Source organism: Streptomyces sp. NPDC014764 (genome assembly GCF_043082785.1).
GTDB classification, from domain to species: domain Bacteria; phylum Actinomycetota; class Actinomycetes; order Streptomycetales; family Streptomycetaceae; genus Streptomyces; species Streptomyces althioticus.
Map to the genome: position 1 here is coordinate 108201 of NZ_JBIBXY010000016.1, position 22266 is coordinate 130466.

19 protein-coding genes are annotated in these 22266 nt (G+C 72.8%); 2 read left to right on the forward strand and 17 right to left on the reverse strand.

What is annotated here, in order from left to right; genetic code table 11:
• Nucleotide 1: 1 nt before the first annotated feature.
• The 12 genes from ACF1AG_RS28330 to ACF1AG_RS28385 all read right to left on the reverse strand — a co-directional run bounded on the left by ACF1AG_RS28330 (nt 2) and on the right by ACF1AG_RS28385 (nt 12904).
• On the reverse strand, nt 2–1030 hold the full coding sequence (locus ACF1AG_RS28330; RefSeq protein ID WP_359604756.1) for an ADP-ribosylglycohydrolase family protein: 1029 nt from the start codon (nt 1028–1030) through the stop codon (nt 2–4).
• The gene (locus ACF1AG_RS28335) at nt 1027–1758 is read right to left on the reverse strand and encodes an NUDIX domain-containing protein (RefSeq protein WP_359604755.1); all 732 of its coding nucleotides are present in this window, start codon (nt 1756–1758) and stop codon (nt 1027–1029) included. The genes ACF1AG_RS28330 and ACF1AG_RS28335 overlap by 4 nt, the downstream gene beginning before the upstream one ends.
• 57 nt (nt 1759–1815) lie before the next feature.
• The gene (locus tag ACF1AG_RS28340) at nt 1816–2931 is read right to left on the reverse strand and encodes a pseudouridine synthase (protein WP_359604754.1); all 1116 of its coding nucleotides are present in this window, start codon (nt 2929–2931) and stop codon (nt 1816–1818) included.
• Complete coding sequence (scpB, locus tag ACF1AG_RS28345; protein WP_359604786.1) at nt 2931–3500, reverse strand: SMC-Scp complex subunit ScpB; 570 nt, start codon at nt 3498–3500, stop codon at nt 2931–2933. Before scpB ends, ACF1AG_RS28340 begins: the two co-directional genes overlap by 1 nt.
• 59 nt (nt 3501–3559) lie before the next feature.
• Nucleotides 3560–4558 carry a segregation and condensation protein A gene (locus tag ACF1AG_RS28350; RefSeq protein ID WP_391810597.1) on the reverse strand — a complete coding sequence of 333 codons (999 nt, stop codon included), beginning with the start codon at nt 4556–4558 and terminating at the stop codon, nt 3560–3562.
• Between the two features lie 38 nt (nt 4559–4596).
• Nucleotides 4597–4725 carry a hypothetical protein gene (locus ACF1AG_RS28355; RefSeq protein WP_391810598.1) on the reverse strand — a complete coding sequence of 43 codons (129 nt, stop codon included), beginning with the start codon at nt 4723–4725 and terminating at the stop codon, nt 4597–4599.
• Nucleotides 4726–4900: 175 nt separating this feature from the next.
• Nucleotides 4901–5407, reverse strand: coding sequence for a hypothetical protein (locus ACF1AG_RS28360; protein ID WP_387796569.1), 507 nt, complete (start codon nt 5405–5407; stop codon nt 4901–4903).
• A 41-nt stretch (nt 5408–5448) separates the two neighbouring features.
• Nucleotides 5449–6585 (reverse strand): ParA family protein, encoded by a 1137-nt coding sequence (locus tag ACF1AG_RS28365; RefSeq protein WP_078492773.1) that lies wholly within the window; start codon nt 6583–6585, stop codon nt 5449–5451.
• A gap of 413 nt (nt 6586–6998) precedes the next feature.
• On the reverse strand, nt 6999–8123 hold the full coding sequence (gene ald, locus ACF1AG_RS28370) for an alanine dehydrogenase (RefSeq protein ID WP_391810599.1): 1125 nt from the start codon (nt 8121–8123) through the stop codon (nt 6999–7001).
• Between the two features lie 136 nt (nt 8124–8259).
• Nucleotides 8260–10317, reverse strand: coding sequence for a tetratricopeptide repeat protein (locus ACF1AG_RS28375; RefSeq protein WP_387796567.1), 2058 nt, complete (start codon nt 10315–10317; stop codon nt 8260–8262).
• Nucleotides 10318–10502: 185 nt separating this feature from the next.
• Nucleotides 10503–11129, reverse strand: coding sequence for an NUDIX hydrolase (locus ACF1AG_RS28380; protein ID WP_359607828.1), 627 nt, complete (start codon nt 11127–11129; stop codon nt 10503–10505).
• A 107-nt stretch (nt 11130–11236) separates the two neighbouring features.
• Nucleotides 11237–12904, reverse strand: a complete 1668-nt coding sequence (locus ACF1AG_RS28385) for a CTP synthase (protein ID WP_359607830.1) — start codon at nt 12902–12904, stop codon at nt 11237–11239.
• A gap of 462 nt (nt 12905–13366) precedes the next feature.
• On the opposite strand from ACF1AG_RS28385, the gene ACF1AG_RS28390 reads away from it, so the two are divergent.
• Nucleotides 13367–15169, forward strand: coding sequence for a glycoside hydrolase family 15 protein (locus tag ACF1AG_RS28390; RefSeq protein WP_359607832.1), 1803 nt, complete (start codon nt 13367–13369; stop codon nt 15167–15169).
• 108 nt (nt 15170–15277) lie between these two features.
• Nucleotides 15278–16909, forward strand: coding sequence for a PucR family transcriptional regulator (locus ACF1AG_RS28395; RefSeq protein WP_359606662.1), 1632 nt, complete (start codon nt 15278–15280; stop codon nt 16907–16909).
• 34 nt (nt 16910–16943) lie between these two features.
• On the opposite strand, the gene ACF1AG_RS28400 is transcribed toward ACF1AG_RS28395, so the two are convergent.
• The 5 genes from ACF1AG_RS28400 to ACF1AG_RS28420 all read right to left on the reverse strand — a co-directional run bounded on the left by ACF1AG_RS28400 (nt 16944) and on the right by ACF1AG_RS28420 (nt 22259).
• Nucleotides 16944–18083 (reverse strand): glycosyltransferase family 4 protein, encoded by a 1140-nt coding sequence (locus tag ACF1AG_RS28400; RefSeq protein WP_359606664.1) that lies wholly within the window; start codon nt 18081–18083, stop codon nt 16944–16946.
• Nucleotides 18084–18292: 209 nt separating this feature from the next.
• The gene (recN, locus tag ACF1AG_RS28405) at nt 18293–20035 is read right to left on the reverse strand and encodes a DNA repair protein RecN (protein ID WP_387796565.1); all 1743 of its coding nucleotides are present in this window, start codon (nt 20033–20035) and stop codon (nt 18293–18295) included.
• A 142-nt stretch (nt 20036–20177) separates the two neighbouring features.
• Nucleotides 20178–21083 (reverse strand): NAD kinase, encoded by a 906-nt coding sequence (locus ACF1AG_RS28410; protein ID WP_359606668.1) that lies wholly within the window; start codon nt 21081–21083, stop codon nt 20178–20180.
• On the reverse strand, nt 21080–21895 hold the full coding sequence (locus ACF1AG_RS28415; RefSeq protein WP_387796563.1) for a TlyA family RNA methyltransferase: 816 nt from the start codon (nt 21893–21895) through the stop codon (nt 21080–21082). Before ACF1AG_RS28415 ends, ACF1AG_RS28410 begins: the two co-directional genes overlap by 4 nt.
• A gap of 7 nt (nt 21896–21902) precedes the next feature.
• A complete protein-coding gene (locus ACF1AG_RS28420; protein ID WP_387796561.1) occupies nt 21903–22259 on the reverse strand; it encodes a hypothetical protein in 357 nt (118 codons plus the stop codon).
• Nucleotides 22260–22266 lie beyond the last annotated feature (7 nt).

The window sequence follows — 22266 nt, forward strand, 5'->3', positions numbered from 1 at the left end:
GCTACGGGCGGGCGTCCCAGAGCGAGCCGAGGGCCAGCAGTTCGTCGCGGTACTCGATGCGGTCGGCCCAGTCGGCGGGCCAGGCGTCCGCGCCCAGGCAGGCGCCCGCGAAGGCGCCTGCGAGGCAGGCGATGGAGTCGGAGTCGCCGGAGGTGCAGGCGGCGCGGCGCAGGGCCGTCACCGGCTCGTCGACGAAGAGGAGGAAGCAGAGCAGGCCGGTCGCCAGGGCCTCCTCGGCGATCCAGCCCTCGCCGGTGGCCCTGCACGGGTCGGTCTCCGGCGAGGCGGTCCGTACGGCCTCCTGGAGGCGGCCCAGGATCTCCAGGCACTCGTCCCAGCCGCGCGCGATGAACTGTTCGGGGGAGGCGTCCCCGGCGCGGGTCCACAGGTCGCCGAGCCAGAAGGCGTGGTAGCGGGTGCGGTTCTCGTACGCGTAGGAGCGGAGCAGGCCGATCAGGCCGGTCGGTTCGGCGCCCTCGGCGAGCAGCCGTACGGCGTGTGCGGTGAGGTCGGAGGCGGCCAGCGCGGTGGGGTGCCCGTGGGTGAGGGCGGACTGCAACTGGGCGGCGCCGGCGCGCTGCTCGTCGGTGAGGCCGGGAGCCAGGCCGAGGGGGGCGACGCGCATGTTGGCCCCGCAGCCCTTGGAGTGGATCTGGCTGGCGTCCTGCCAGGGCCGGTCGTCGCGGGACAGCAGGTGGCAGGCGCGCAGGCAGGTGTTGCCGGGGGCGCGGTTGTTCTCCGGGGAGCGCCACCACTCCACGAACTCCTCGCGCACCGGCCGTTCCAGGCGCTTCGGGCCGAGTGTCCCGCGGACCATGGCGGTGCGCAGACCGCGTCCGAGGGCGAGGGTCATCTGCGTGTCGTCGGTGACGATCGCCGGCTTCGGCAGCTCCAGGGAACGCCAGTCCCCGTACGTGGCGAGGATCGAGGGAACGTCCTTGAACTCGGTGGGGAAGCCCAGTGCGTCCCCGAGGGCGAGTCCGGTGAGCGCTCCGGTCGCGGCGCGCTTGGTGACGGCGGTCGTGGTCATGCGGGACGTCCTTCCGGGGTGGGCCGGAGCAGCGGCGGGTGGAGGGCGGCGGCGGAGCCCGCGCGGTACAGCGCGGCGGGCTTGCCCCGGCCGCCGGTGAGGCGCGCTGCGCCGGGGACGGCTTCGACGAAGCCGGGGGTGGCGAGGACCTTGCGCCGGAAGTTGGGGCGGTCCAGGACCGTGCCCCAGACGGTCTCGTAGACCTGCTGGAGCTCGCCGAGGGTGAACTCCGGCGGGCAGAAGGCGGTGGCGAGGCCGGTGTACTCGAGCTTGGCGCCGATCCGGTCCCGCGCCTCGGCGAGGATCCGGTCGTGGTCGAAGGCGAGGTCCCGCGCCGCCTCGTACGGGGTCCAGCGGGCCTGGGCCGCGTCGCCGCCGCCGTGGGCCTCGGGGGCGTCGGGCAGCAGCGCGGCGAAGGCGACGGACACCACGCGCATGCGGGGGTCCCGGTCAGGCTCGCTGTAGGTGCGCAGCTGCTCCAGGTGCAGGCCGGTGACGTCGGTCAGGCCGGTCTCCTCGCCCAGTTCGCGCCGGGCGGCGCGCTCCGCGGACTCGTCGGGCCGCAGGAAGCCCCCGGGCAGCGCCCAGCGGCCGGCGTACGGCTCCTGGCCGCGTTCGACGAGCAGGACGTGCAGCGCGGCCTCGCGGATCGTGAACACGGCGAGGTCGACGGTCACGGCGAAGGGCTCGAAGGCGTGCTTGTCGTAGCCGTCCACGACGACCTCCACCCCCTTTAATAGTCGGTGTGACTATTAAAGGGGGTGGAGGTGCGGCCACACAAGCCCTTAGAGGTCGACCTCCTGCATCAGCATCCCGACCTCGGTGTTCGACAGCCGCCGCAGCCAGCCCGACTTCTGGTCGCCCAGGGTGATCGGACCGAAGCCCGTGCGCACCAGCTTGTCGACCGGGAAGCCGGCCTCCGCGAGCATGCGGCGCACGATGTGCTTGCGGCCCTCGTGCAGGGTCACCTCGACGAGGTAGTTCTTGCCGGTCTGCTCCACCACCCGGAAGTGGTCGGCGCGCGCGTACCCGTCCTCGAGCTGGATGCCGTCCTTGAGCCGCTTGCCGAGGTCGCGCGGGATCGGCCCGACGATGTGCGCGAGGTAGGTCTTCTTCACGCCGTACCGCGGGTGGGTCAGGCGGTGCGCCAGCTCGCCGTGGTTGGTGAGCAGGATGACGCCCTCGGTCTCGGTGTCGAGCCGGCCGACGTGGAAGAGCCGGGTCTCCCGGTTGGTGACGTAGTCGCCGAGGCACTGGCGGCCGTCCGGGTCCTCCATCGTGGACACGACCCCGGCGGGCTTGTTCAGCGAGAAGAACTGGTACGACTGCGTGGCCACGGTCAGACCGTCGACCTTGACCTCGTCCTTCTCCGGGTCGACGCGCTTGCCCTGCTCCAGCACGATCTCGCCGTTGACCTCGACGCGCGCCTGCTCGATCAGCTCCTCGCAGGCCCGCCGGGAGCCGTAGCCGGCCCGCGCGAGCACCTTCTGCAGCCGCTCGCCCTCCTGCTCGGCACCCGGGAAGGTCTTGGGCAGCTTGACGTCCTTCCTGCCCGCGTACCGCTCCCGGTTGCGCTCCTCGGCCCGCGCCTCGTACTCGCGGGACGTCGCCGGGACCGAGCGGCCCCGCTGCAGGGGCTTCTTCGGCCCGCCCTTGGCGCCGCCGCGCGCGCCGGGCCCACGGCCCGACTTGGGTCCCTCCTGGGAGGCGCCGGGGCCCACGTCGTAGCGCCGCTCCTCCGGGCGCGGCTTCTTCGGACGACCGCCCTGCCGGTCGTCACGGTTGTTGCCGGCGCCGCGGTGATTACCGCGGCCACCGCCGCTCCCGCCGCGGCCGCCGCTGTTGCCACCACGGCTCCCGCCGTTGTTTCCGCTGCTGTTCCTGCCGCTGCTGCTTCGCATCAAAGTTCCGTCTTGTCGTCTGCGTCCTCGGAATCCGGGGCGTCCGGATCGAACGACGGGACTCCTTCCAGTGTCTCGGCCTCGATCGCCTCCGCCTCCGGGAGGAAGGGCGCGAGCTCCGGGAGCTCGTCCAGACCGCGCAGGCCCATCCGCTCCAGGAAGTAGTTCGTCGTCGTGTACAGGATCGCACCTGTTTCGGGTTCCGTGCCCGCCTCCTCGATCAGACCCCGCTGGAGGAGGGTGCGCATCACGCCGTCGCAGTTGACTCCGCGCACCGCCGAGACCCTGCTGCGGCTGACCGGCTGCCGGTAGGCGACCACCGCGAGGGTCTCCAGGGCGGCCTGGGTGAGCCGGGCCTGCTGGCCGTCCAGGACGAAGCCCTCGACGGCCGCGGCGTACTCGGGGCGGGTGTAGTAACGCCAGCCGCCGGCGACCCGGCGCAGCTCGAAGCCGCGGCCCTGGACGGTGTACTCGTCGGCCAGCTCCCGCAGGGCGTCGGCGACCTGCCGCTTCGGCCGCTCCAGTATCTTCGCCAGGTGCTCCTCGGTCGCGGGCTCGTCCACGACCATCAGCACGGCCTCCAGGGCCGGCTTCAGGTCGAGCTCCGCGACGCCGCCGGTGTCCTCGCTCACGGTGTCTTCTCCTCCTGGGGCAGCTCGGGCGGCCGGTCGAACTCGTCCGTCACCGCCGCCGCAACGTCCTCGTCGCCGCCCGTCCAGCGCACGGTCAGCTCGCCCAGCGCGCTCTCCTGGTCGAGGGTCACGGCCTTCTCCCGGTACAGCTCCAGCAGGGCGAGGAAGCGGACCACGACGGTCAGGGTGTCCTCGGTGTCCTCGACCAGCGCCCGGAAGCTGGCCTCGCCCAGCTCCTTGAGCCGCGCGACGACGATCCCGGCCTGCTCCTGCACGCTGACCAGCGGCGCGTGGATGTGGTCGACGTACACCTGCGGCTTGGGCTTGGGCTGCATCGCCTTGACCGCCAGCTTGGCGAACCCCTCGGGCCCGATGCTGATGACCACGTCCGGCAGCAGCTCGGCGTGGTGCGGCTCCAACCCGACGGTACGGGGGAACCGGCGCGCCTCGTCGTCCAGCCTGCGGCTGAAGATGTCGGCGATCTGCTTGTACGCGCGGTACTGCAGCAGCCGCGCGAACAGCAGGTCGCGGGCCTCCAGCAGGGCGAGGTCGGCCTCGTCCTCCACCTCGGCGGCGGGCAGCAGCCGGGCCGCCTTGAGGTCGAGCAGGGTGGCGGCGACCACGAGGAACTCGGTCGTCTCGTCCAGGTCCCAGTCGGACCCCAGCGCCCTGATGTACGCCATGAACTCGTCGGTCACCTTGGACAGGGCGACCTCGGTGACGTCCAGCTTGTGCTTGGCGATCAGCTGCAGGAGCAGATCGAACGGCCCCTCGAAGTTGGCCAGCCGAACCTTGAACCGCCCGTCGTCGGGCTCACCCTCGAGGTCGGACGCCCCGTCCCCGGAGCCGCCGGCCCTCGCCTCACCGGCACCGCCGGACACACCGGCACCCGCCGGCACCCGCACGGCGGCGTCGGACGCCTGCGCGACGGACGGCGCGACACCGGCGCCGGACTCCCGCCGTGCACCGGGCGGTGCCGCCGACGCCGCGGCCACGTCTCCCACTCCTCCAGGGGCACCCTCTCCGACGGAAATCACGTCGGCAGCCGCAGACGGATGTGACGCACCCCCGCCCACAGACGCAGCCGCGCCACCAGACACAGCCGCGCCACCGGGGCGCTCAGCCGCCTCGCCTGGCGTCCGCCGGTCGTCGGTCGGCGCACCCGGCGGGACCGTCGGCGACGCGTCCGCGGACGCAGCCCGCTCGGGCTGCGTCCCCGACCCGTCCGGGGCGGCGGGTACCGCGTCCGCGGAGGCGGCCGGACCGCGGCCCAGGGGGCGGCGGCGAGGCGCGGGGGCGGCTGGGTCGTTCGAGGTCATGGCCCCCGCAGGCTACCGCTACCGTCCCCGCAGGCGTCGTACGAGGATGCTGGCGTCCCCCCGGCTCTCCAGGTCCGCGAGGACCACGGCGACCGCCTCGCGGACGATGCGCCCGCGGTCGACGGCGAGACCGTGCTCACCGCGCAGGACCAGACGCGCGTGCTCGAGGTCCATCAGTTCCTCGGCGGAGACGTACACGGTGATCTTCTCGTCGTGCCGCTCGCGGCCGCTGGGCCGCCGTGCCGCGGGCCGTCCCCGCTTGCGCGGGGGCGCGGCGGCCGCGCCGTCGCCGGCCGCCGCCGCGCGCCGTCCGGCGCCCGCGGCGCCCCGGCTGCGGGACTCGCCGGCCTCGGCGGGCTCCACGTCCGCCGCGGCGTGCTCCGCGCCCTGGCCGTCGCCGCCCTGCACGGGCACCGACTGCGGCGCGTCCTCGTGGGCGGCGGCCGCGGCCGCGTCACCCTCCCCCGCGGGAGCGGGGACCCGGGCGTCGCCGCCGCGCCTGGGGGTGGACGCCTGCAGCGCCATCCCCCCTGTCGTACGGAAGAGTTCGTCGGCCCCCGGCAGACTCACTCGGCGTGACACCGGGCGAGCACCTCCCTGGCGAGCTGGCGGTAAGCGGCGGCACCGACGGAGTTGGACGCGTACGTGGTGATCGGCTCGCCGGCGACCGTGGTCTCCGGGAAGCGGACCGTGCGTCCGATGACCGTGTGGTAGACGTGGTCGTCGAACGCCTCGACCACCCGCGCGAGCACCTCACGGCTGTGCACCGTGCGCGAGTCGTACATGGTGGCGAGGATGCCGTCGAGCTCCAGCTCCGGGTTGAGCCGCTCCTGGACCTTCTCGATGGTCTCGGTCAGCAGGGCCACGCCGCGCAGCGCGAAGAACTCGCACTCCAGCGGCACGATCACCTTGTGCGCCGCGGTGAGCGCGTTGACCGTGAGCAGGCCGAGCGAGGGCTGGCAGTCGATGACGATGTAGTCGTAGTCGTCCATCAGCGGCTTCAGCGCCCGCTGCAGCGTCGACTCGCGCGCGACCTCGCTCACCAGCTGGACCTCGGCCGCCGACAGGTCGATGTTGCTGGGCAGCAGGTCCATGTTGGGGACCGCGGTCTTCAGCAGCACCTCGTCGGCCGCCATGCCCCGCTCCATGAGCAGGTTGTAGACGGTGAGGTCGAGTTCCATCGGGTTGACGCCGAGTCCGACCGACAGCGCGCCCTGCGGGTCGAAGTCGACGAGCAGCACCCGGCGTCCGTACTCCGCGAGCGCGGCACCCAGGTTGATGGTCGACGTGGTCTTCCCGACGCCGCCCTTCTGGTTGCACATCGCGATGATCTTCGCGGGTCCGTGGTCGGTCAGGGGACCCGGGATCGGGAAGTACGGCAGCGGGCGACCGGTCGGACCGATGCGCTCACGGCGCTGGCGTGCCGCGTCGGGAGCGAGCGTGGCCGCGTACTCCGGATCGGGCTCGTACTCGGCGTCGGGGTCGTAGAAGTGCCCCTCGGGCAGTTCGTCGTAGTCGGCGAAATGGTTGTGGGGCGCGCCACTTCCGTCGCCGGCCATGGCGTTCACGTGATGGCCATCCATGCTCTGGTGTGCTGGGTGAGTCACTCCTGGAGTTGCGTGACTCTGGTGGGCTGCGAAGGTGCGCACAGCGACGGAGCCGACAGCAGCGAATCCCGCGGACCCCTGGCCCGGCGCAGGCATTCCTGGTTGACCACCCCCGGGAGTAAATGTCGACTCATTCACAAGTCGTCTTACCTCCTTGGTGACCAGGAAACTTCTAGACAGGTCAGCGTGGCACCATGCCGACGGTTGGCGACTCTATGGCGTGTCGGCCGTCCGCAGCAACACAATCCGCCGGACCCGGCACGATGTGTCGGTAATGAAACACCCCTCTGTCAAGGGCGTACAGCCGTCGCACGGCAGGATTCACGGGTGTACGAATCGGTAGAACAGTTACGTTCGAGGCGAGTTGTCCCCGAACCAGGACGTGACCATACACACATCCGGCCGGACCTTGGCACGCAAGGTCCGGCCTGGTGCGAGGCGTTGACGTCCGGTGTTGACGTATCGCCTTTGCGGGTCCGTGACTTGGTCGACTTAACGCCGTGCGCGGGTCAGCCGAGCAGCGAGGCGAGCTCCACGTGCTCGAGACCGTGCGCCTCGGCGACCTCGCGGTAAACGACCTTGCCGTCATGGGTGTTGAGACCCTTGGCGAGCGCCGGGTCGCGGCGCAGCGCCTCCACCCAGCCGCGGTTGGCGAGTTCGACGATGTACGGCAGCGTCGCGTTGGTGAGCGCGTACGTCGAGGTGTTGGGCACCGCGCCGGGCATGTTGGCGACGCAGTAGAAGACCGACTCGTGGACCTTGAAGGTCGGCTCGGCGTGCGTGGTCGGAAGGGAGTCCTCGAAGCAGCCGCCCTGGTCGATCGCGATGTCGACAAGGACACTTCCGGCCTTCATCCGGGAGACCAGCTCGTTGGTGACCAGCTTCGGCGCCTTGGCGCCGGGAACCAGCACGGCGCCGATCACGAGGTCGGCCTCCAGGCAGGCCTTCTCCAGCTCGAAGGCGTTGGAGACGACGGTCTGGATGCGCGTGCCGAAGACCTTGTCGGCCTCCTTGAGCTTGTTGATGTCCTTGTCGAGCAGGGTCACGTGGAAGCCCATGCCGATGGCGATCTGCGCGGCGTTCCAGCCGGAGACCCCGGCGCCGATGACGACCGCGCGGCCGGCCAGCACCCCGGGGACGCCACCGGGCAGCACGCCGCGGCCGCCGTGGGCGCGCATCAGGTGGTAGGCGCCGACCTGGGTGGAGAGGCGGCCCGCGACCTCGGACATCGGGGCGAGCAGCGGCAGCGCGCGGCTGGGCAGCTCGACGGTCTCGTAGGCGATGGCGGTGGTGCCGGACTCCAGCAGCGCGTCCGTGCACTCCTTGGAGGCGGCCAGGTGCAGGTAGGTGAAGAGCGTCTGGTCCTTGCGCAGTCGGTGGTACTCCTCCGCGACCGGCTCCTTGACCTTGAGCAGCAGGTCGGCGGCGGCCCAGACCTCGTCGGCGGTGTCCAGGATCTGACCGCCGGCGGCGATGTACTCGCCGTCCGGGATCGAGGAGCCGACACCGGCGCCGCGCTCGATGACGACCTGGTGGCCGTGGCGCACCAGCTCGTGCACGCCGGCGGGGGTGATGGCCACCCGGAACTCGTTGTTCTTGACCTCGCGGGGGATGCCGACCTTCACGTCGATCACGGTCCTTGGCTCAGACGGTACGGGGATATCACTACACATACCCGGGCACGCACGGGCACACCGGGAGAGACCGCAGGAGATGGTGCGGCAGAGCCAGTCTAATGAAGGTGTTCCCGCTGTCTAGCCTTCCATTGCATCAATCTTCAGCGGAAGCGGTACGGATTTCGCAGGCGTTAGCGCCGTGTTCCGGCTCGGAGTCGTCCTCGAGGGCCTCCTCGGCCAGCATGCGCCCGGCCGTACTCCGGTGCAGCGCGGCCGACGCGGGGTCGCCCAGACGCTCGTACGAGTCGGCCAGCCGCAGGTGCAGCGCGGCCTGCAGCCGGGTGTCCTCGGCCCGCCGCGCCCACTCCACGGCCTCACGGCAGGTGCGCAGCGACTCCTCCAGCCGCCCCGCGTACTCCTGCACCCGGCCCAGTTCGCTCAGCGCCCGCGCCTGCGCGGCCACGTCCCCGTCCCTGCGGTGCCCCGAGACGGCCGCGCGCCAGTTGCGCATCGCCTCGCCGTAACGGCCCGCGTAGGTGTGGGCGGCGCCGATGCGGCCGTAGAGCCGGGCGGCCTCGGGGCGCTCGTCGCGGGCGAGGCGCTCGGCGAGGGCGCGGCCGAACCAGTCCGCCGCCCGGTCGTAGTCCCCCAGCTCCAGGTGCGCGCCGCCTACGGATTCCATCGCGCGCCCGGTTGCGTAGGGGTCGTTCGCCTCGCGTCCGGCGTCGAGCGCGGCCCGGTAGCGCGCCAGCGCCTCCGTGGTGCGGCCGGTACGGGCGTCGAGATCGCCGAGGTTGAGCAGGGCGGCGGCCCGCTCGCGGGGCAGCCCGCGCCGCTCGGCGACGTCGAGGACGAGGTTGTGGATGTCGTAGAGGTCGCTCGCGGCGGCGCGGGTGCCGAAGTGGGCGACCATGGCCCGCACCAGCTGGGACATCAGCCGCCGGGCCAGGGTGTCCAGCTCCCCGTCGGCGACCGCGAGCCGGGCGGCGGCCAGCAGGGCGGGCCGCCGCAGGCGCAGCCAGTCGGCGGCGGCGCGGGGGGTGGGGAAGCGCAGGGGGCGAGGGAGCGCGAGGACCTTCTGCCGGGCCTCGGCGCTGTCGGTCTCGGTGATGGCGCGGCAGGACTGGAGCAGCCGTACGGTCCGCTCCAGCATGCGGGCGCGGGCGAGCTGGAGATCGGCCGGCCGCTCGTGGTCCTCCGCGAGCCGGAGCAGCTCACGGTGCAGACAGCCGGGGACCCGGTACTGCGGCAGCGAGGAGCCGACCGAGTGGAGCAGGCCGTGGGCGGCGAAGTCGTCGAGGGTGGTGTGGGCGGCCTCCACCGAGCAGCCGGTGAGCGCGGCGGCGGTGTGCGGGTCGACGAGTCCGGCGGGCGCGAGGGCGAGCAGGCGCAGGGTGCGGGCGGCGGTCTGCGGCAGCGCGTCGTGCACCAGCCGCAGCAGCCGGGCGGTCACGGGTTCGGCGCCGGGGTCCGTGTGGAGCTGTTTGGCCAGGTCGGCGACGGCGGCCTTGGGACGTGCGGCGAGCCAGCCGCCGGCCAGCACCAGCGCGGCGGGCTGGCCCTGGCACTGCTCGGCGAGACGTTCGGCGGCCCGGGGGTCGACGGTGATGCGCACCGAGCCGGTGAACCGCGACAGCAGTTCCACGCCGGACTTGGTGTCGAGGCCGCCGAGGGTGCAGGGGCGGACGTCGGCGATGCCGGTGAGCGGGCCGGACGACACGGCGACGGCGAGGCAGCCGGGGTTGTCCGGGAGCAGGGCGTCGACCTGCTCGGCGTCGGCGGCGTCGTCGAGCAGGAGCACCGCGCGGCGCTCGGCGAGGGCGGTGCGCAGCGCCTCGCCGAGCTGGTCCTCGGGGGCGCCGGCGGGGGCGGGCTCGCCGAGCGCGTCGAGCAGGTCCCGGGCGGCGCGGCCGACGGGTACGGGGGTGCCGTCGGGCTCGCTCAGCCGGGTGCGCAGGACGCCGTCGGGGTAGTCGGCGGCAACCTTGCGGACGAGTTCCTCGGCGAGTGCCGACCGGCCGGATCCGGGCCGTCCCGCGATGAGCAGGACGCGGGCGCGGGGGGCCTTGCGGCCGGAGAGGGTATCGAGCCCGGCGCGCTCGATGTCGGCGCGCAGTTCCTTCAACTCCCTGGTACGGCCCAGGAATCGACCTTCCGGGTGAGCCCCTTGGGGGAGCAGCACACCGTTCGGGTCCACCGCCTGATCCGTCACGGGCCACACTCCCGTCCCACCGCACGCGCAAGCCCGCCGGGTCTCCGTACGGGCGTTTTCCAGAGCCTAGTTCACGCTCTGCGACGTTCCGTGAGGAGCGCGGCGCGGTGGGCGAGACTCCCTCGATCGGATCAACAGATCGTAGGATTCACGCCCCGGATGCCGGCGTCAGAGGCCGTACGGCCTCACGCCTCGAACGGGCGGGCCGGCCACGGCGCCTCCGCCGGGCGCAGCGCGTCCAGGCCGTCGCCCGAGCGGGCGGCGACCAGGGACAGCACGCCCACCACCAGGCAGTTGTTGTGCAGGTCACCGGCGAGCACGCCGCGCACCAGCTCGTCGACGGGGACCCGGGCCAGCTCCATGTCGGCCTCCTCGTCCTCCACGGCGAACCGGTCGCCCTCGGCCTCGGACAGGCCCCGGGCCAGGAAGATCCGCACGGCCTCGTCGCAGCCGCCGGGCGTGGTGTAGACGTCGGCCAGCACCCTCCAGTCCTCCGCCTTGACGTGGGCCTCCTCGTACAGCTCGCGCCTGGCGGCGTGCAGCGGGTTCTCGCCGGGCACGTCGAGCAAACCGGCCGGGATCTCCCACAGCTTCTGGCGCACCGGGTGCCGGTACTGGCGCAGCACCACGGCCCGGTCCGCGTCGTCGAGGGCGAGGACGGCCACGGACCCCGGGTGGACCTGGTAGTCGCGGTGGACCACGGCGCCCCCTGGCATGACGACCTCGTCGGTGCGCATGGAGGTCTTCTTGCCGACGAAGGGGGTCTGCGTCCCGCGGATCTCCCACTCCTCCGGGGTGTCCTTGATCGTCATGCCTGTCCTTCCGAACCGAAGCGGTGGTACCCGGCCCGCCCGCGAAAAGGCGGCCGGGGCGCGAACCGTCGAAGGTTCGCACCCCGGCAACCGTACAACTGGGTGTGCTACTGCGAGATCTTCCGCTCGACCGCGGCCTTCACCAGCCCGGCGAAGAGCGGGTGCGGGCGGGTCGGACGGGACCGGAGCTCCGGGTGCGCCTGGGTGGCGACCAGGTAGGGGTGCACGTCACGCGGGTACTCGACGTACTCGACGAGCTTGCCGTCGGGCGAGGTGCCGGAGAAGACCAGGCCGGCCTTCTTCTCCAGCTCCGCGCGGTAGGTGTTGTTCACCTCGTAGCGGTGCCGGTGGCGCTCCTCGACGTACTCCTTGCCGTCGTGGACCTCGCGGACGATGGACCCCTCGGCCAGCTTGGCCGGGTACATGCCGAGCCGCATGGTGCCGCCCATGTCGCCCTCGCCGGCGACGATGTCGAGCTGCTCCGCCATGGTGGAGATCACCGGGTGGGCGGTGGCCGGGTCGAACTCGGTGGAGTTGGCGTCGGAGATGTCCGCCAGGTTCCGAGCGGCCTCGATCACGATGCACTGCAGGCCCAGGCAGAGGCCCAGCAGCGGGATCTTGTTCTCGCGGGCGTACTTGATGGCGCCGACCTTGCCGAGCACACCACGGTCGCCGAAGCCGCCGGGGATGCAGATGCCGTCGACGTCGCCGAGCTGCGCCTGGGCGCCCGCCGGGGTCTTGCAGTCGTCGGAGGTGACCCACTTGATCTTGACGCGGGCCTTGTTGGCGAAGCCGCCGGCGCGCAGCGCCTCGGTGACCGACAGGTAGGCGTCCGGCAGGTCGATGTACTTGCCGACCAGGGCAAGGGTGATCTCGTGGTCGGGGTTGTGCACCCGGTCCAGCAGGTCGTCCCAGGTGGTCCAGTCGACGTCGCGGAACGGCAGGTCCAGCTTGCGGACCACGTAGGCGTCCAGGCCCTCGCCGTGCACGGTCTTCGGGATGTCGTAGATCGAGCGGGCGTCGGGGCAGGCGACGACGGCGGCCTCGTCGACGTCGCACATCAGCGAGATCTTCCGCTTGATGGCGGTGGGGACCTCGCGGTCGCAGCGCAGCACGATCGCGTCGGGCTGGATGCCGATGTTGCGCAGCGCCGCCACCGAGTGCTGGGTCGGCTTGGTCTTCAGCTCACCGGAGGGGCCGATGTAGGGAAGGAGAGAGATGTGGACCACGAACACGTTGTCGCGGCCGACCTCGTGCCGCACCTGGCGGACCGTCTCCAGGAACGGCAGCGACTCGATGTCGCCGACCGTGCCGCCGACCTCCGTGATCACGACGTCGACCTCGTCGGTCGCCATGCGCCGGATGCGGTGCTTGATCTCGTTGGTGATGTGCGGGATGACCTGCACGGTGTCGCCCAGGTACTCGCCGCGCCGCTCCTTGGCGATCACCGTGGAGTAGACCTGGCCGGTGGTGACGTTCGCGGAGCCGTCGAGGTCGCGGTCGAGGAAGCGCTCGTAGTGGCCGATGTCCAGGTCGGTCTCGGCGCCGTCGTTCGTGACGAACACCTCACCGTGCTGGAAGGGGTTCATCGTGCCCGGGTCGACGTTGAGGTACGGGTCGAGCTTCTGCATCACGACGCGCAGGCCGCGGGCCTTGAGCAGCATGCCGAGGCTGGAGGCGGTCAGGCCCTTGCCGAGGGAGGAGGCGACACCCCCGGTGACGAAGATGTGCTTGGTCGTCGAAGCTGTGCTGTTTCGAAAAGCAGCGGGCGGCATGGCCAAGAGGGGGCTCCCGTGGTCGCGGTCTGTGGGTGCGGTTCCGGGGTTTCTCGCCCACCGGTCCACGGGCTACCAGCGTATCAGCGCCGCGGGGGAACGGCTGACGGCCACGCTCCGCTCACGCGGGACCACGGAGCATGTACCGCACACACGACCCTCACCCGGGGCTCACTCGTTCGGCGGAGCCGGGTTGCCGCGAGCGGCACACAGATCATCTACGTGCGTCGTATCCTGCTCGGACACTCGCTGCCGAGCCCGGCCGGCCGAACGGCACCACCCCCGCCCGTAAGTTCCGGAACAACGTGAGCTCGTCAGTTCGTTGAGCAAGGATTGGCGTTTTGCACGTAGGGCCGAGCGACTGCTTTGCTTCACAGCTCAACGACGCATTGCAATACCCCCCTTGACCGCACTAGCGACAGCCCCTCGCGGGGTGACGTGGCCGTTCGACTGGAGATGCACGTGGCCGGGCGCATCGAAGACTACGCACTCATCGGAGACATGCAGACCGCAGCGCTGGTCTGCCGGGACGGCACGGTCGACTGGCTGTGCCTGCCGCGCTTCGACTCGCACTCCATCTTCGCCGGGCTGCTGGGGACCGAGGAACACGGCTTCTGGCGGCTGGGTCCCGTGCACGCCGAGGACGCGGAGCCGCCCGCGGCGACCCGGCGGAGCTACCGCGGCGACTCACTGATCCTGGAATCCGAGTGGGACACCCCTCGCGGCACGGTCCGCGTGACGGATTTCATGCCCCCACGCGACGGCGCCCCCCAGGTGATCCGCATCGTGGAGGGCGTGTCGGGCCGGGTCCCCATGCGCTCGACGCTGCGCATGCGCTTCTCCTACGGCCGGGTGGTGCCGTGGGTGCACCGGCACGAGGGCCGTACCGTCGCCGTGGCCGGACCGGACTCCGTGTGGTTCGACACCACCGCCGAGACCTACGGCGAGGAACTGACCACGTACTCGGACTTCACCGTGGCGCCCGGCGAGCGGGTGGCGTTCACCATCTCCTGGGAGCCCTCGCACAAGCAGCCCCCGGCACTGCCCGAGCCCGAGCAGTCCCTGGAGGCAACCGAGGACTTCTGGCGCGAGTGGGTCGAGCACTGCACGTACCACGGCCCCTACCGCGAGGCCGTGATCCGCTCCCTGATCACGCTGAAGGCCCTCACCTACGCCCCGACCGGCGGCATCGTCGCCGCGCCCACCACCTCCCTGCCGGAGGACATCGGCGGCGTCCGCAACTGGGACTACCGCTACACGTGGCTCCGTGACGCGGCGATCACCCTGTCCTCGCTGCTGCGCACCGGCTACCGCGAGGAGGCCCGCGCCTGGCGCGAGTGGCTGCTGCGCGCGGTCGCGGGCGACCCGGAGAACCTGCAGATCATGTACGGCATCGCCGGCGAGCGCGAACTCGGCGAGGCCGAGCTGGACTGGCTGCCCGGCTATGAGAACTCCGCCCCGGTCCGGGTCGGCAACGGTGCGGCCCACCAGCTCCAGCTCGACGTGTACGGCGAGGTCACCGAGGCCCTGCACCTGGCCCACATGACCGGTCTCGCCCGCAACGACTACGCCTCGCTGCTCCAGCTGAAGCTGATCCGCTACCTGGAGAAGCACTGGCAGGAGCCGGACGAGGGCATCTGGGAGGTGCGCGGCCCGCGCCGCCACTTCGTGCACTCCAAGGTGATGGCCTGGGTGGCCGTGGACCGCACGATCAAGCTGATCGAATCCGGCGACGCCGACGGCCCGCTCGAGGAGTGGAAGCAGCTCCGCGACGACATCCACCGCGACGTGTGCGAGAAGGGCTACGACAAGGAGCGCAACACCTTCACCCAGTCCTACGGCTCCAAGGAGCTGGACGCGGCCCTGCTGCTGATCCCCCAGGTGGGCTTCCTGCCGCCGGACGACAAGAGGGTGATCGGCACCGTCGAGGCGATCCAGCGGGAGCTGTCCACCTCCGACGGGTTCATCCTGCGCTACCCGACCGAGGGGGCGGACGAGGGCGTCGACGGCCTGCCCGGCGACGAGGGCGCGTTCCTCGCCTGCTCGTTCTGGATGGCCGACGACCTGGCCATGATCGGCCGCGTGGACGAGGCGCGGAAGCTGTTCGAGAAGCTGCTGTCGCTGCGCAACGACCTCGGCCTGCTGGCGGAGGAGTGGGATCCGCTGAACCAGCGCCAGGTGGGCAACTTCCCGCAGGCGTTCAGCCACGTCCCGCTCATCGACACGGCCCTGCGTCTGACGGCGTCGGGGGCGTACGGCGGCTGACGGAACCGTCGCGCCCCGCCTTCCCGGCCGGCCCGGGAGGCGGGGCGCGGGCGTGTTCACGCAGGCCGGACGTGTGACGGGGCCACGGCCCCGGGTACCGTCCGCTGCATGAGCACCGCCGGCACTCCCCCGCCCACAGGCATCACCGTGCAGCGCGCCCTGGAGCTGCCCGGGCTGCGCAGCGGACTCCCCGAGGTCGTCGCCTGCCCCGACCGGCTGGGGCGCACGGTGCGCTGGGTGCACGCGGGTGAGGTGCCCAACATCGCCTCCCTGCTCAAGGGCGGCGAACTGCTGCTGACCACCGGCTACGGGCTGGGTACGCGCCCGGCCGACCAGCGGGCGTTCGTGCGCACGCTGGCCGAGCGGGGCATCGCGGCCCTGGTGGTCGAGCTCGGCCCGCGCTTCAGCCGGCTGCCCGCCGCCCTGGTGGACGCTGCCCGCTCCGCCGGGCTGCCGCTGGTGCAGCTGCACCGTGAGGTGCCGTTCGTCACGGTCACCGAGGAGATCCACACCGAGATCGTCAACGGGCACTACGCGCTGCTCCAGCGCGCGGAGGAGGTGCACCGGCGCTGCACCGAGGCGCTGCTCGGCGGCGAGGGCGTGCCGCAGGTGCTGGAGATCCTCGCCGGGTTCACCGGCAACCCCGTGTTCCTGGAGACCACCGACGGCCGGCTGCTGTACGCGGCAGGCGAGGGCCCCGAGCGCGCGGACCCGCTTCAGGTGTGGGAAGGGCTGCGGGACCGGCAGCGCGACGATCCGCCGGCCGGCACGGTCCTCGTGGACGTGCCCGGCGGGGGCCCCGGCAGCGGCGGCGTCCGGGCGCGGCTGGTGCTGCTGCCGGTGCGCAGCGCGCCCGAGCCGGTGCACCGCATGGCGGCCGAGCGGGCGGCGGGCATCCTCGCCCTGGTGCTGATGCAGGCCCGCCAGGAGGAGGAACTGGCGGCGCGCGGCCGTGGCGACTTCCTCACCGATCTCGCCGAGGGGCGGATCGGCGCCGGGGACGCGCCCGCCCAGGCCCGCGTGCTGGGCTTCAAGCCGGGCCGGGGGCCGCTGCTGCCGGTGGTCATGCGGCTGGGCGACACGCTGTCGCCGCAGGGCGGTGGCTGGGCGGTGCTGGCCCGGGCGGTGGGCGAGGAGCTGTCGTCGCTCGGTGTGCCGGTGCTGCTGGGTGTGCGGCCGGTCGAGGGGCGGGTGCCGCTGCTGCTCGCGCTGCGCGCGGAGTCGGAGCGGCCGTCCGTCGCGGACCGGGTGGCGGCCGCGCTGCGCGCCGGGGTGGAGCGCGCGGGCATGCTGCGTCCTGGCGGGCGGCCGCCAGTGGTGGTGGTCGGTCCGGCCGGCGACTGGGCGGCGGTGCCGACGGCGCTGCGGCACGCGGTGGAGACGGCGACGGCGGCGCAGGGACTGCCGGAGCGGCCCTGGTACGACGCCCGGCGGCTGGACATCGACCTGCTGCTGTGGCGGCTGCGCGACCATCCGGACCTGGCGGACTTCGTGCGGCGGGCGATCGGCCCGGTGCTGGACCACGACCGGCGCTCGCGACCCGTGCTGCTGCCGACTCTGGAGACGTATCTGGCGCACGCCGGACGCAAGGCGGAGACCGCGCGGGAGCTGCACCTGAACCGGCAGACGCTGTACAACCGGCTCGCCCGCATCGGGGAGCTGCTGGGCGCCGACCTCGACGACCCGCAGACCGTGCTCACGTTGAGCCTGGCGCTGCGGGCGCGGCGGCACGTGCCGTGAGCGCGCCCGCGGACAGCGCCTGCGGACGGTGGTGTCAGGCCAGCGGCCGGGGCTGGGTCAGCTCGTCGTAGACGCTGAGCACCTGGGCGACCGTCTGGTCCTCGGTCGGCCACGTCGCCGCCTGCCGTACGCCCCGCCGTACGAGTGCCCCTCGGTGCTCCGGGTCCGCCAGGAGCCGGAGCACGGCGTCGGCGAGCGCCCGCGCGTTGCCCTGCGGCACGAGTTCGGCCGCGTCGCCGACGAGTTCGGGGACGGAGCCAACCCGGGTCGCGACGAGCGGCACGCGCGCGTGCAGCGCCTCCTGCGCGAACGTCGACCGCGCCTCCTCCCTGCGGCTGGGCAGGACGGCAACGTCGGCCGCGGCGATCAGGTCGGAGGCGTCCTCCCGGCGGCCCAGCAGCCGTACCGGCAGGTCCCGCGCCTCGACGGCGCGCCGCAGTTCGGCGTCCAGCGGGCCCTCTCCGGCGATCACCACGAGCGGCGCCGGGTCGAGGCGCTGCCAGGCGTGCGCGGCGTCCACCAGGACGTCGAGGCCGCGATGCCGTTCCAGGGAGCCGACGGCGACGATCAAAGGGCGGTCCACGGCGCCGAGTTCCGCCCGCACCTTGGGGGTGCGCCGCTCGGCCTCCTCGGACGCCGGCCCGCTGCGGGGCCCGGGCAGGGAGACCGCGGCGAGCCGGGCGTCCCGCGCCCCGCTGCGGCGGGCCCGGTCCACCAGCGCGGAGGTCGTGCCCAGCACCACACCGGCCGCGCGGACGACCCGCCGTTCCAGCACGCGCAGGAAGTGGGCGCGGGGGCCTTCGGCGTACGCCCGGTCGTGCCAGGTGACGACGAAGGGGGTGCTGCGTCCGCCGAGCGCCAGGGACGTGCGGAACGAGGCGTGCAGGCCGTGCGCGTGCACCAGGCCGGCGCCCGAGCAGGCGGCACGCAACGCGGCCACCGACCCCGGGTCGCTGCTGCGGGGCACATGGACGTGGTCCGCGCCGACGCCGGTGAAGCCGTAGGCGCGCTCCGCCTCTTCGGGGGCGCACACCGTGACCCGCACGCCCCGTGCCACGAGCCCGGCGGCCAGCGAGCGGACGTGCGCGCCGCTGGCGGCGTTGCCGCCGCCCAGCACCTGCACGGTGCGCAACGGCGACTGGCCGTGCGGTGCGTGGCTGCTCACGGGGGTCACGTGGCCGGGCTCCTGGTTCGGGTCGGACGGTCGCGACGAACGTACCGAAGGATCCCGCGGAGGGGTGGTCCGCGCGGCGTCCTCCGCGTACACCGTCAAGCATGCCAGCACGCACGGCAGTTCCGTGAAAACGCGCGGGCGTACGCCGGGGTCCACGCCGGACGGCACATCACCCGTAAGGATGACAGAAGGTCACCGTCCGGCACGGTTCAGGCGTCCGCCCGCGCCGCCGCCAGCAACTCCTCCGCGTGCGCCCGCGCCGTCTCGGAGTCCTCCTGGCCGGCCAGCATCCGCGACAGCTCCCGCACACGGTCCTCGCCTTCCAGCACCTTCACGCCGGACCGGGTGACCGAGCCGTCGTCGGTCTTCTCCACCAGAAGCTGCCGGTCGGCGAACGCGGCCACCTGCGGGAGGTGCGTGACGACGACGACCTGCGCCTTCTTCGCCAGCCGGGCGAGACGCCGTCCGATCTCCACCGCCGCCTTGCCGCCGACGCCGGCGTCCACCTCGTCGAAGAGATACGTCGGCACCGGGTCGGTCCCGGCGAAGACGACCTCCACGGCCAGCATCACGCGCGACAGCTCACCGCCCGAGGCGCCCTTGGCGATCGGCCGGGGCGGCGCCCCGGGGTGCGGGGCGAGCAGCAGCTCGACCTCGTCCACACCCGAGGGCCCGTACGCCACCGTGCGCCCGTCCACCTCGACCCCGTCGGGGTCCTCGGTCTGCCGGATGTCGAAGGACACGCGCGCGTGCGGCATGGCGAGCGACGCCAGCTCCTCCGTCACGGCCGCCGCGAACCGCTCCGCCGCCTCCGTCCGCGCCTCCGACAACTCCTGGGCGAGCGCGCCCAGTTCGGAGCGGAGCGCGTCACGCTCGGCGGTCAGCTCGCCGATCCGCTCGTCGTCGCCCTCCAGTTCGGTGAGGCGCGCGGCGCTGTTCTCCGCCCAGGCCAGCACCTCGGCGACGTTCTCCCCGTACTTGCGGGTCAGCGCGGTCAGCGCCGCCCGGCGCTCCTCGACCGCCGCGAGCCGCAGCGGGTCCGCGTCCAGGTCGTCGGCGTAACCGGCCAGCTCGCCCGCGACGTCGCGCAGCAGGATGCCGATCTCGCCGATGCGGTCGGTCAGCGCGGCCAGCGCCGGGTCGTGCGCCCGTACGGCCTCCAGCGCCCGCTGGGCGCCCGCGACGAGCGTCCCGGCGTCCACGCCCTCCGGGTCCTCCGGGTTGCCTGCCAGCGCGGCGTGCGCGACGGCGGCGGCCGACGCGAGCGCCTCGGCGTGCCCGAGCCGCTCGGCCTCCTCGGCCAGCTCCGTGTCCTCCCCGGCGCGCGGCTCGACGGCGGCGATCTCCTCCAGCCCGAAGCGCAGCATGTCGGCCTCCTGGGCCCGCTCCCGCGCACGGGTGGTGATCTCCTCCAGCTCCACGGAGATCGCCCGCAGCCGCTTGTACGCCTCCGCGTACTTGCCGAGCGGCACGGCGACCGCGTACCCGGCGTACCGGTCGAGCGCCTGGCGCTGCCTGGACAGCTTCAGCAGGCCCTGCTGGTCGCTCTGCCCGTGCACGGCCACGAGGTCGTCGGCGAGCTCCGCGAGCAGCCCCACGGGCACGCTGCGCCCGCCCAGGTGCGCCCGCGACCGGCCCTCGGCCGAGACGGTACGGCTGACCAGCAGCGTCCCCTCGTCGAGCTCGGCCCCGGCCTCCTCGGCGCGCACGACGGCCGGCGAGCCCTCGGGCACGGCGATCCGCCCCTCGACCACGGCGTTGCGCGCGCCGATCCGCACCAGGGCCGCATCCGCCCGCCCGCCCAGCAGCAGGCCCAGGCTGGTGACCACCATGGTCTTGCCCGCACCCGTCTCACCGGTGACGGCGGTGAAGCCGGGCGACAGCTCCACCACAGCGTCGTCGATGACACCGAGCGACCGTATCCGCATCTCCTCTAGCACGGACACGACCATACGAGGTCCGTGCGGCGGAGTGCGACCGCCCCGCCTTTGTCACCCACGGGAGTGGACACACTCCGAGGGGCGCGGGGAACTGCGCGACAAGCCACGAACGACCCGCAGCCGCCCGCGTCGGGCAACCGCCGCATCGCGTCCGCTAGTGCGGCGCCCCGCGCCACCCCGACACCGGCAAGGCGAACTTCGCGACCAGCCGGTCCGTGAACGAAGCGTGATGCAGGCGAGCCAGCCGGACCGGCACAGCCCCCCTCCGCACCTCCACCCGCGCCCCCGCAGGCAGCTCGACGGTCCGCCGCCCGTCACACCACAGCACCCCCGGCGGCACGTGCGGCAGCACCTCCACCGCCAGCACCGAGTTCGGCGACGTCACCAACGGCTTGGCGAACAGCGCGTGCGCGCTGATCGGCACCATCAGCAGTGCCTCGACCTCGGGCCACACCACGGGCCCGCCGGCGGAGAACGCGTACGCGGTGGACCCGGTCGGGGTCGCGCACACGATGCCGTCGCAGCCGAACCCGGTCACCGGCCTGCCGTCGATCTCCAGGACGACCTCCAGCATCCGCTCCGCGGACACCTTCTGCACGGCCGCCTCGTTCAGCGCCCAGTCGGTGTGCACGATGTCGCCGTTGCGGTGCACCACGACGTCGACGGTCATCCGTTCCTCGACCTCGTACGCCCGGCTCACCACCCGGTCGACGACCTTCTCCAGGTCGTCCCGCTCGGCCTCGGCGAGGAAGCCGACGCTGCCGAGGTTGACGCCGAGCATCGGCACCCCGGAGGCGCGGGCGAACTCGGCGCCGCGCAGCAGCGTGCCGTCACCGCCGAGGACGATCAGCAGCTCGCAGTCGTCCAGGCACTGCGGGGTGGCTTCCTTGACCGTCCCCACGTCGTCCGGGAGCGGCAGGTCGCGGGCCTCCTCCTCCAGCACCCGCACGCCGATCCCCGAGCGCAGCAGGCCCTTGACGACGAGCTCGGCGCTGCGGATGGCCGCGGCCCGCCCGGTGTGGGCCAGCAGGAAAACAGTACGAGCACGGTTCTGTGTCAACGCGGCCCCTCCGCCACAGCACGGTCAACATCGGCCGGGTCCAGTTCCGGTGCCCCGGCCCGCAGCCACAGGAAGTATTCGACATTCCCGGAGGGCCCGGGCAGCGGACTCGCCGTCACGCCCTTCGCCCCGAGCCCCAGCTCCCAGGCCTTGGCGGCCACCCCACGGACGGCCTCGGCGCGCAGCTGCGGGCTGCGTACGACACCGCCGCTGCCCAGCCGCTCCTTGCCCACCTCGAACTGCGGTTTGACCATCATCACCAGATCGGCGTCCGGCGTCACGCACCGCTTCAGAGCGGGCAGCACCAGTCCGAGCGGGATGAACGAAAGATCCCCCACGACAAGATCCACTGGCTCCCCATCGATGACCTCGAGCGTCAACTCCCGTACGTTCGTACGGTCCTTGACGGTCACGCGTTCATCCTGCCTGAGGGACCAAGCGAGTTGTCCGTATCCGACGTCCACCGCGACCACGTGGGCGGCGCCCGAGCGCAGCAGCACATCGGTGAAACCGCCGGTGGAGGCGCCCGCGTCGAGCACCCGCCGCCCCTTCACGACCAGCCCTCGCGGCACGAAGGCGTCGAGCGCCCCGGCCAGTTTGTGACCTCCGCGCGAGACGTAGTCGGGGTCGTCGGCGTCCTCGGCGACCACGATCGCGGCCGCCGTCTCCACCTGGGTGGCGGGCTTGGTCGCCACCGTCCTGCCCACGCTGACCCGCCCGGCGGCGATCAGCTGGCCGGCGTGCTCGCGCGAGCGCGCCAGCTTACGGCGGACCAGCTCCGCGTCGAGACGGCGGCGTGCGACTCCTGCCACGTTCGGTTCAGCTCCTGTGTACGTGTGCCGACTGGGACGGGTGCCCCGGTGTGCCCCGGTGCGGGGCGGTGGGTGAGGGACCCGGGCGGGCGTCGAGCGCGGTGAGCGCGTCGCGCAGCCCCCGGTGTACATCCTCGTACACCTCGAGGTGGCCGTCGGTGGTGAGGTGGTCGGCGTCGGCCAGCCGCTCCACATGGGCGTCGACCTCGGCGTTCCCGGTCGGGGTGCGCGGCACGCCCAGTGGTGCGGGTCCGGCGGGCCCGTCGTCGTACGGCGGCTGCGGCGTGGCCTGCTCCGGCGGCCCGTCCTGCGGGCCCCCGGTGTCCGGCTCCGTGTCCGCCGCCTGCGGCACTGCGTCGTTCATGCCCCGA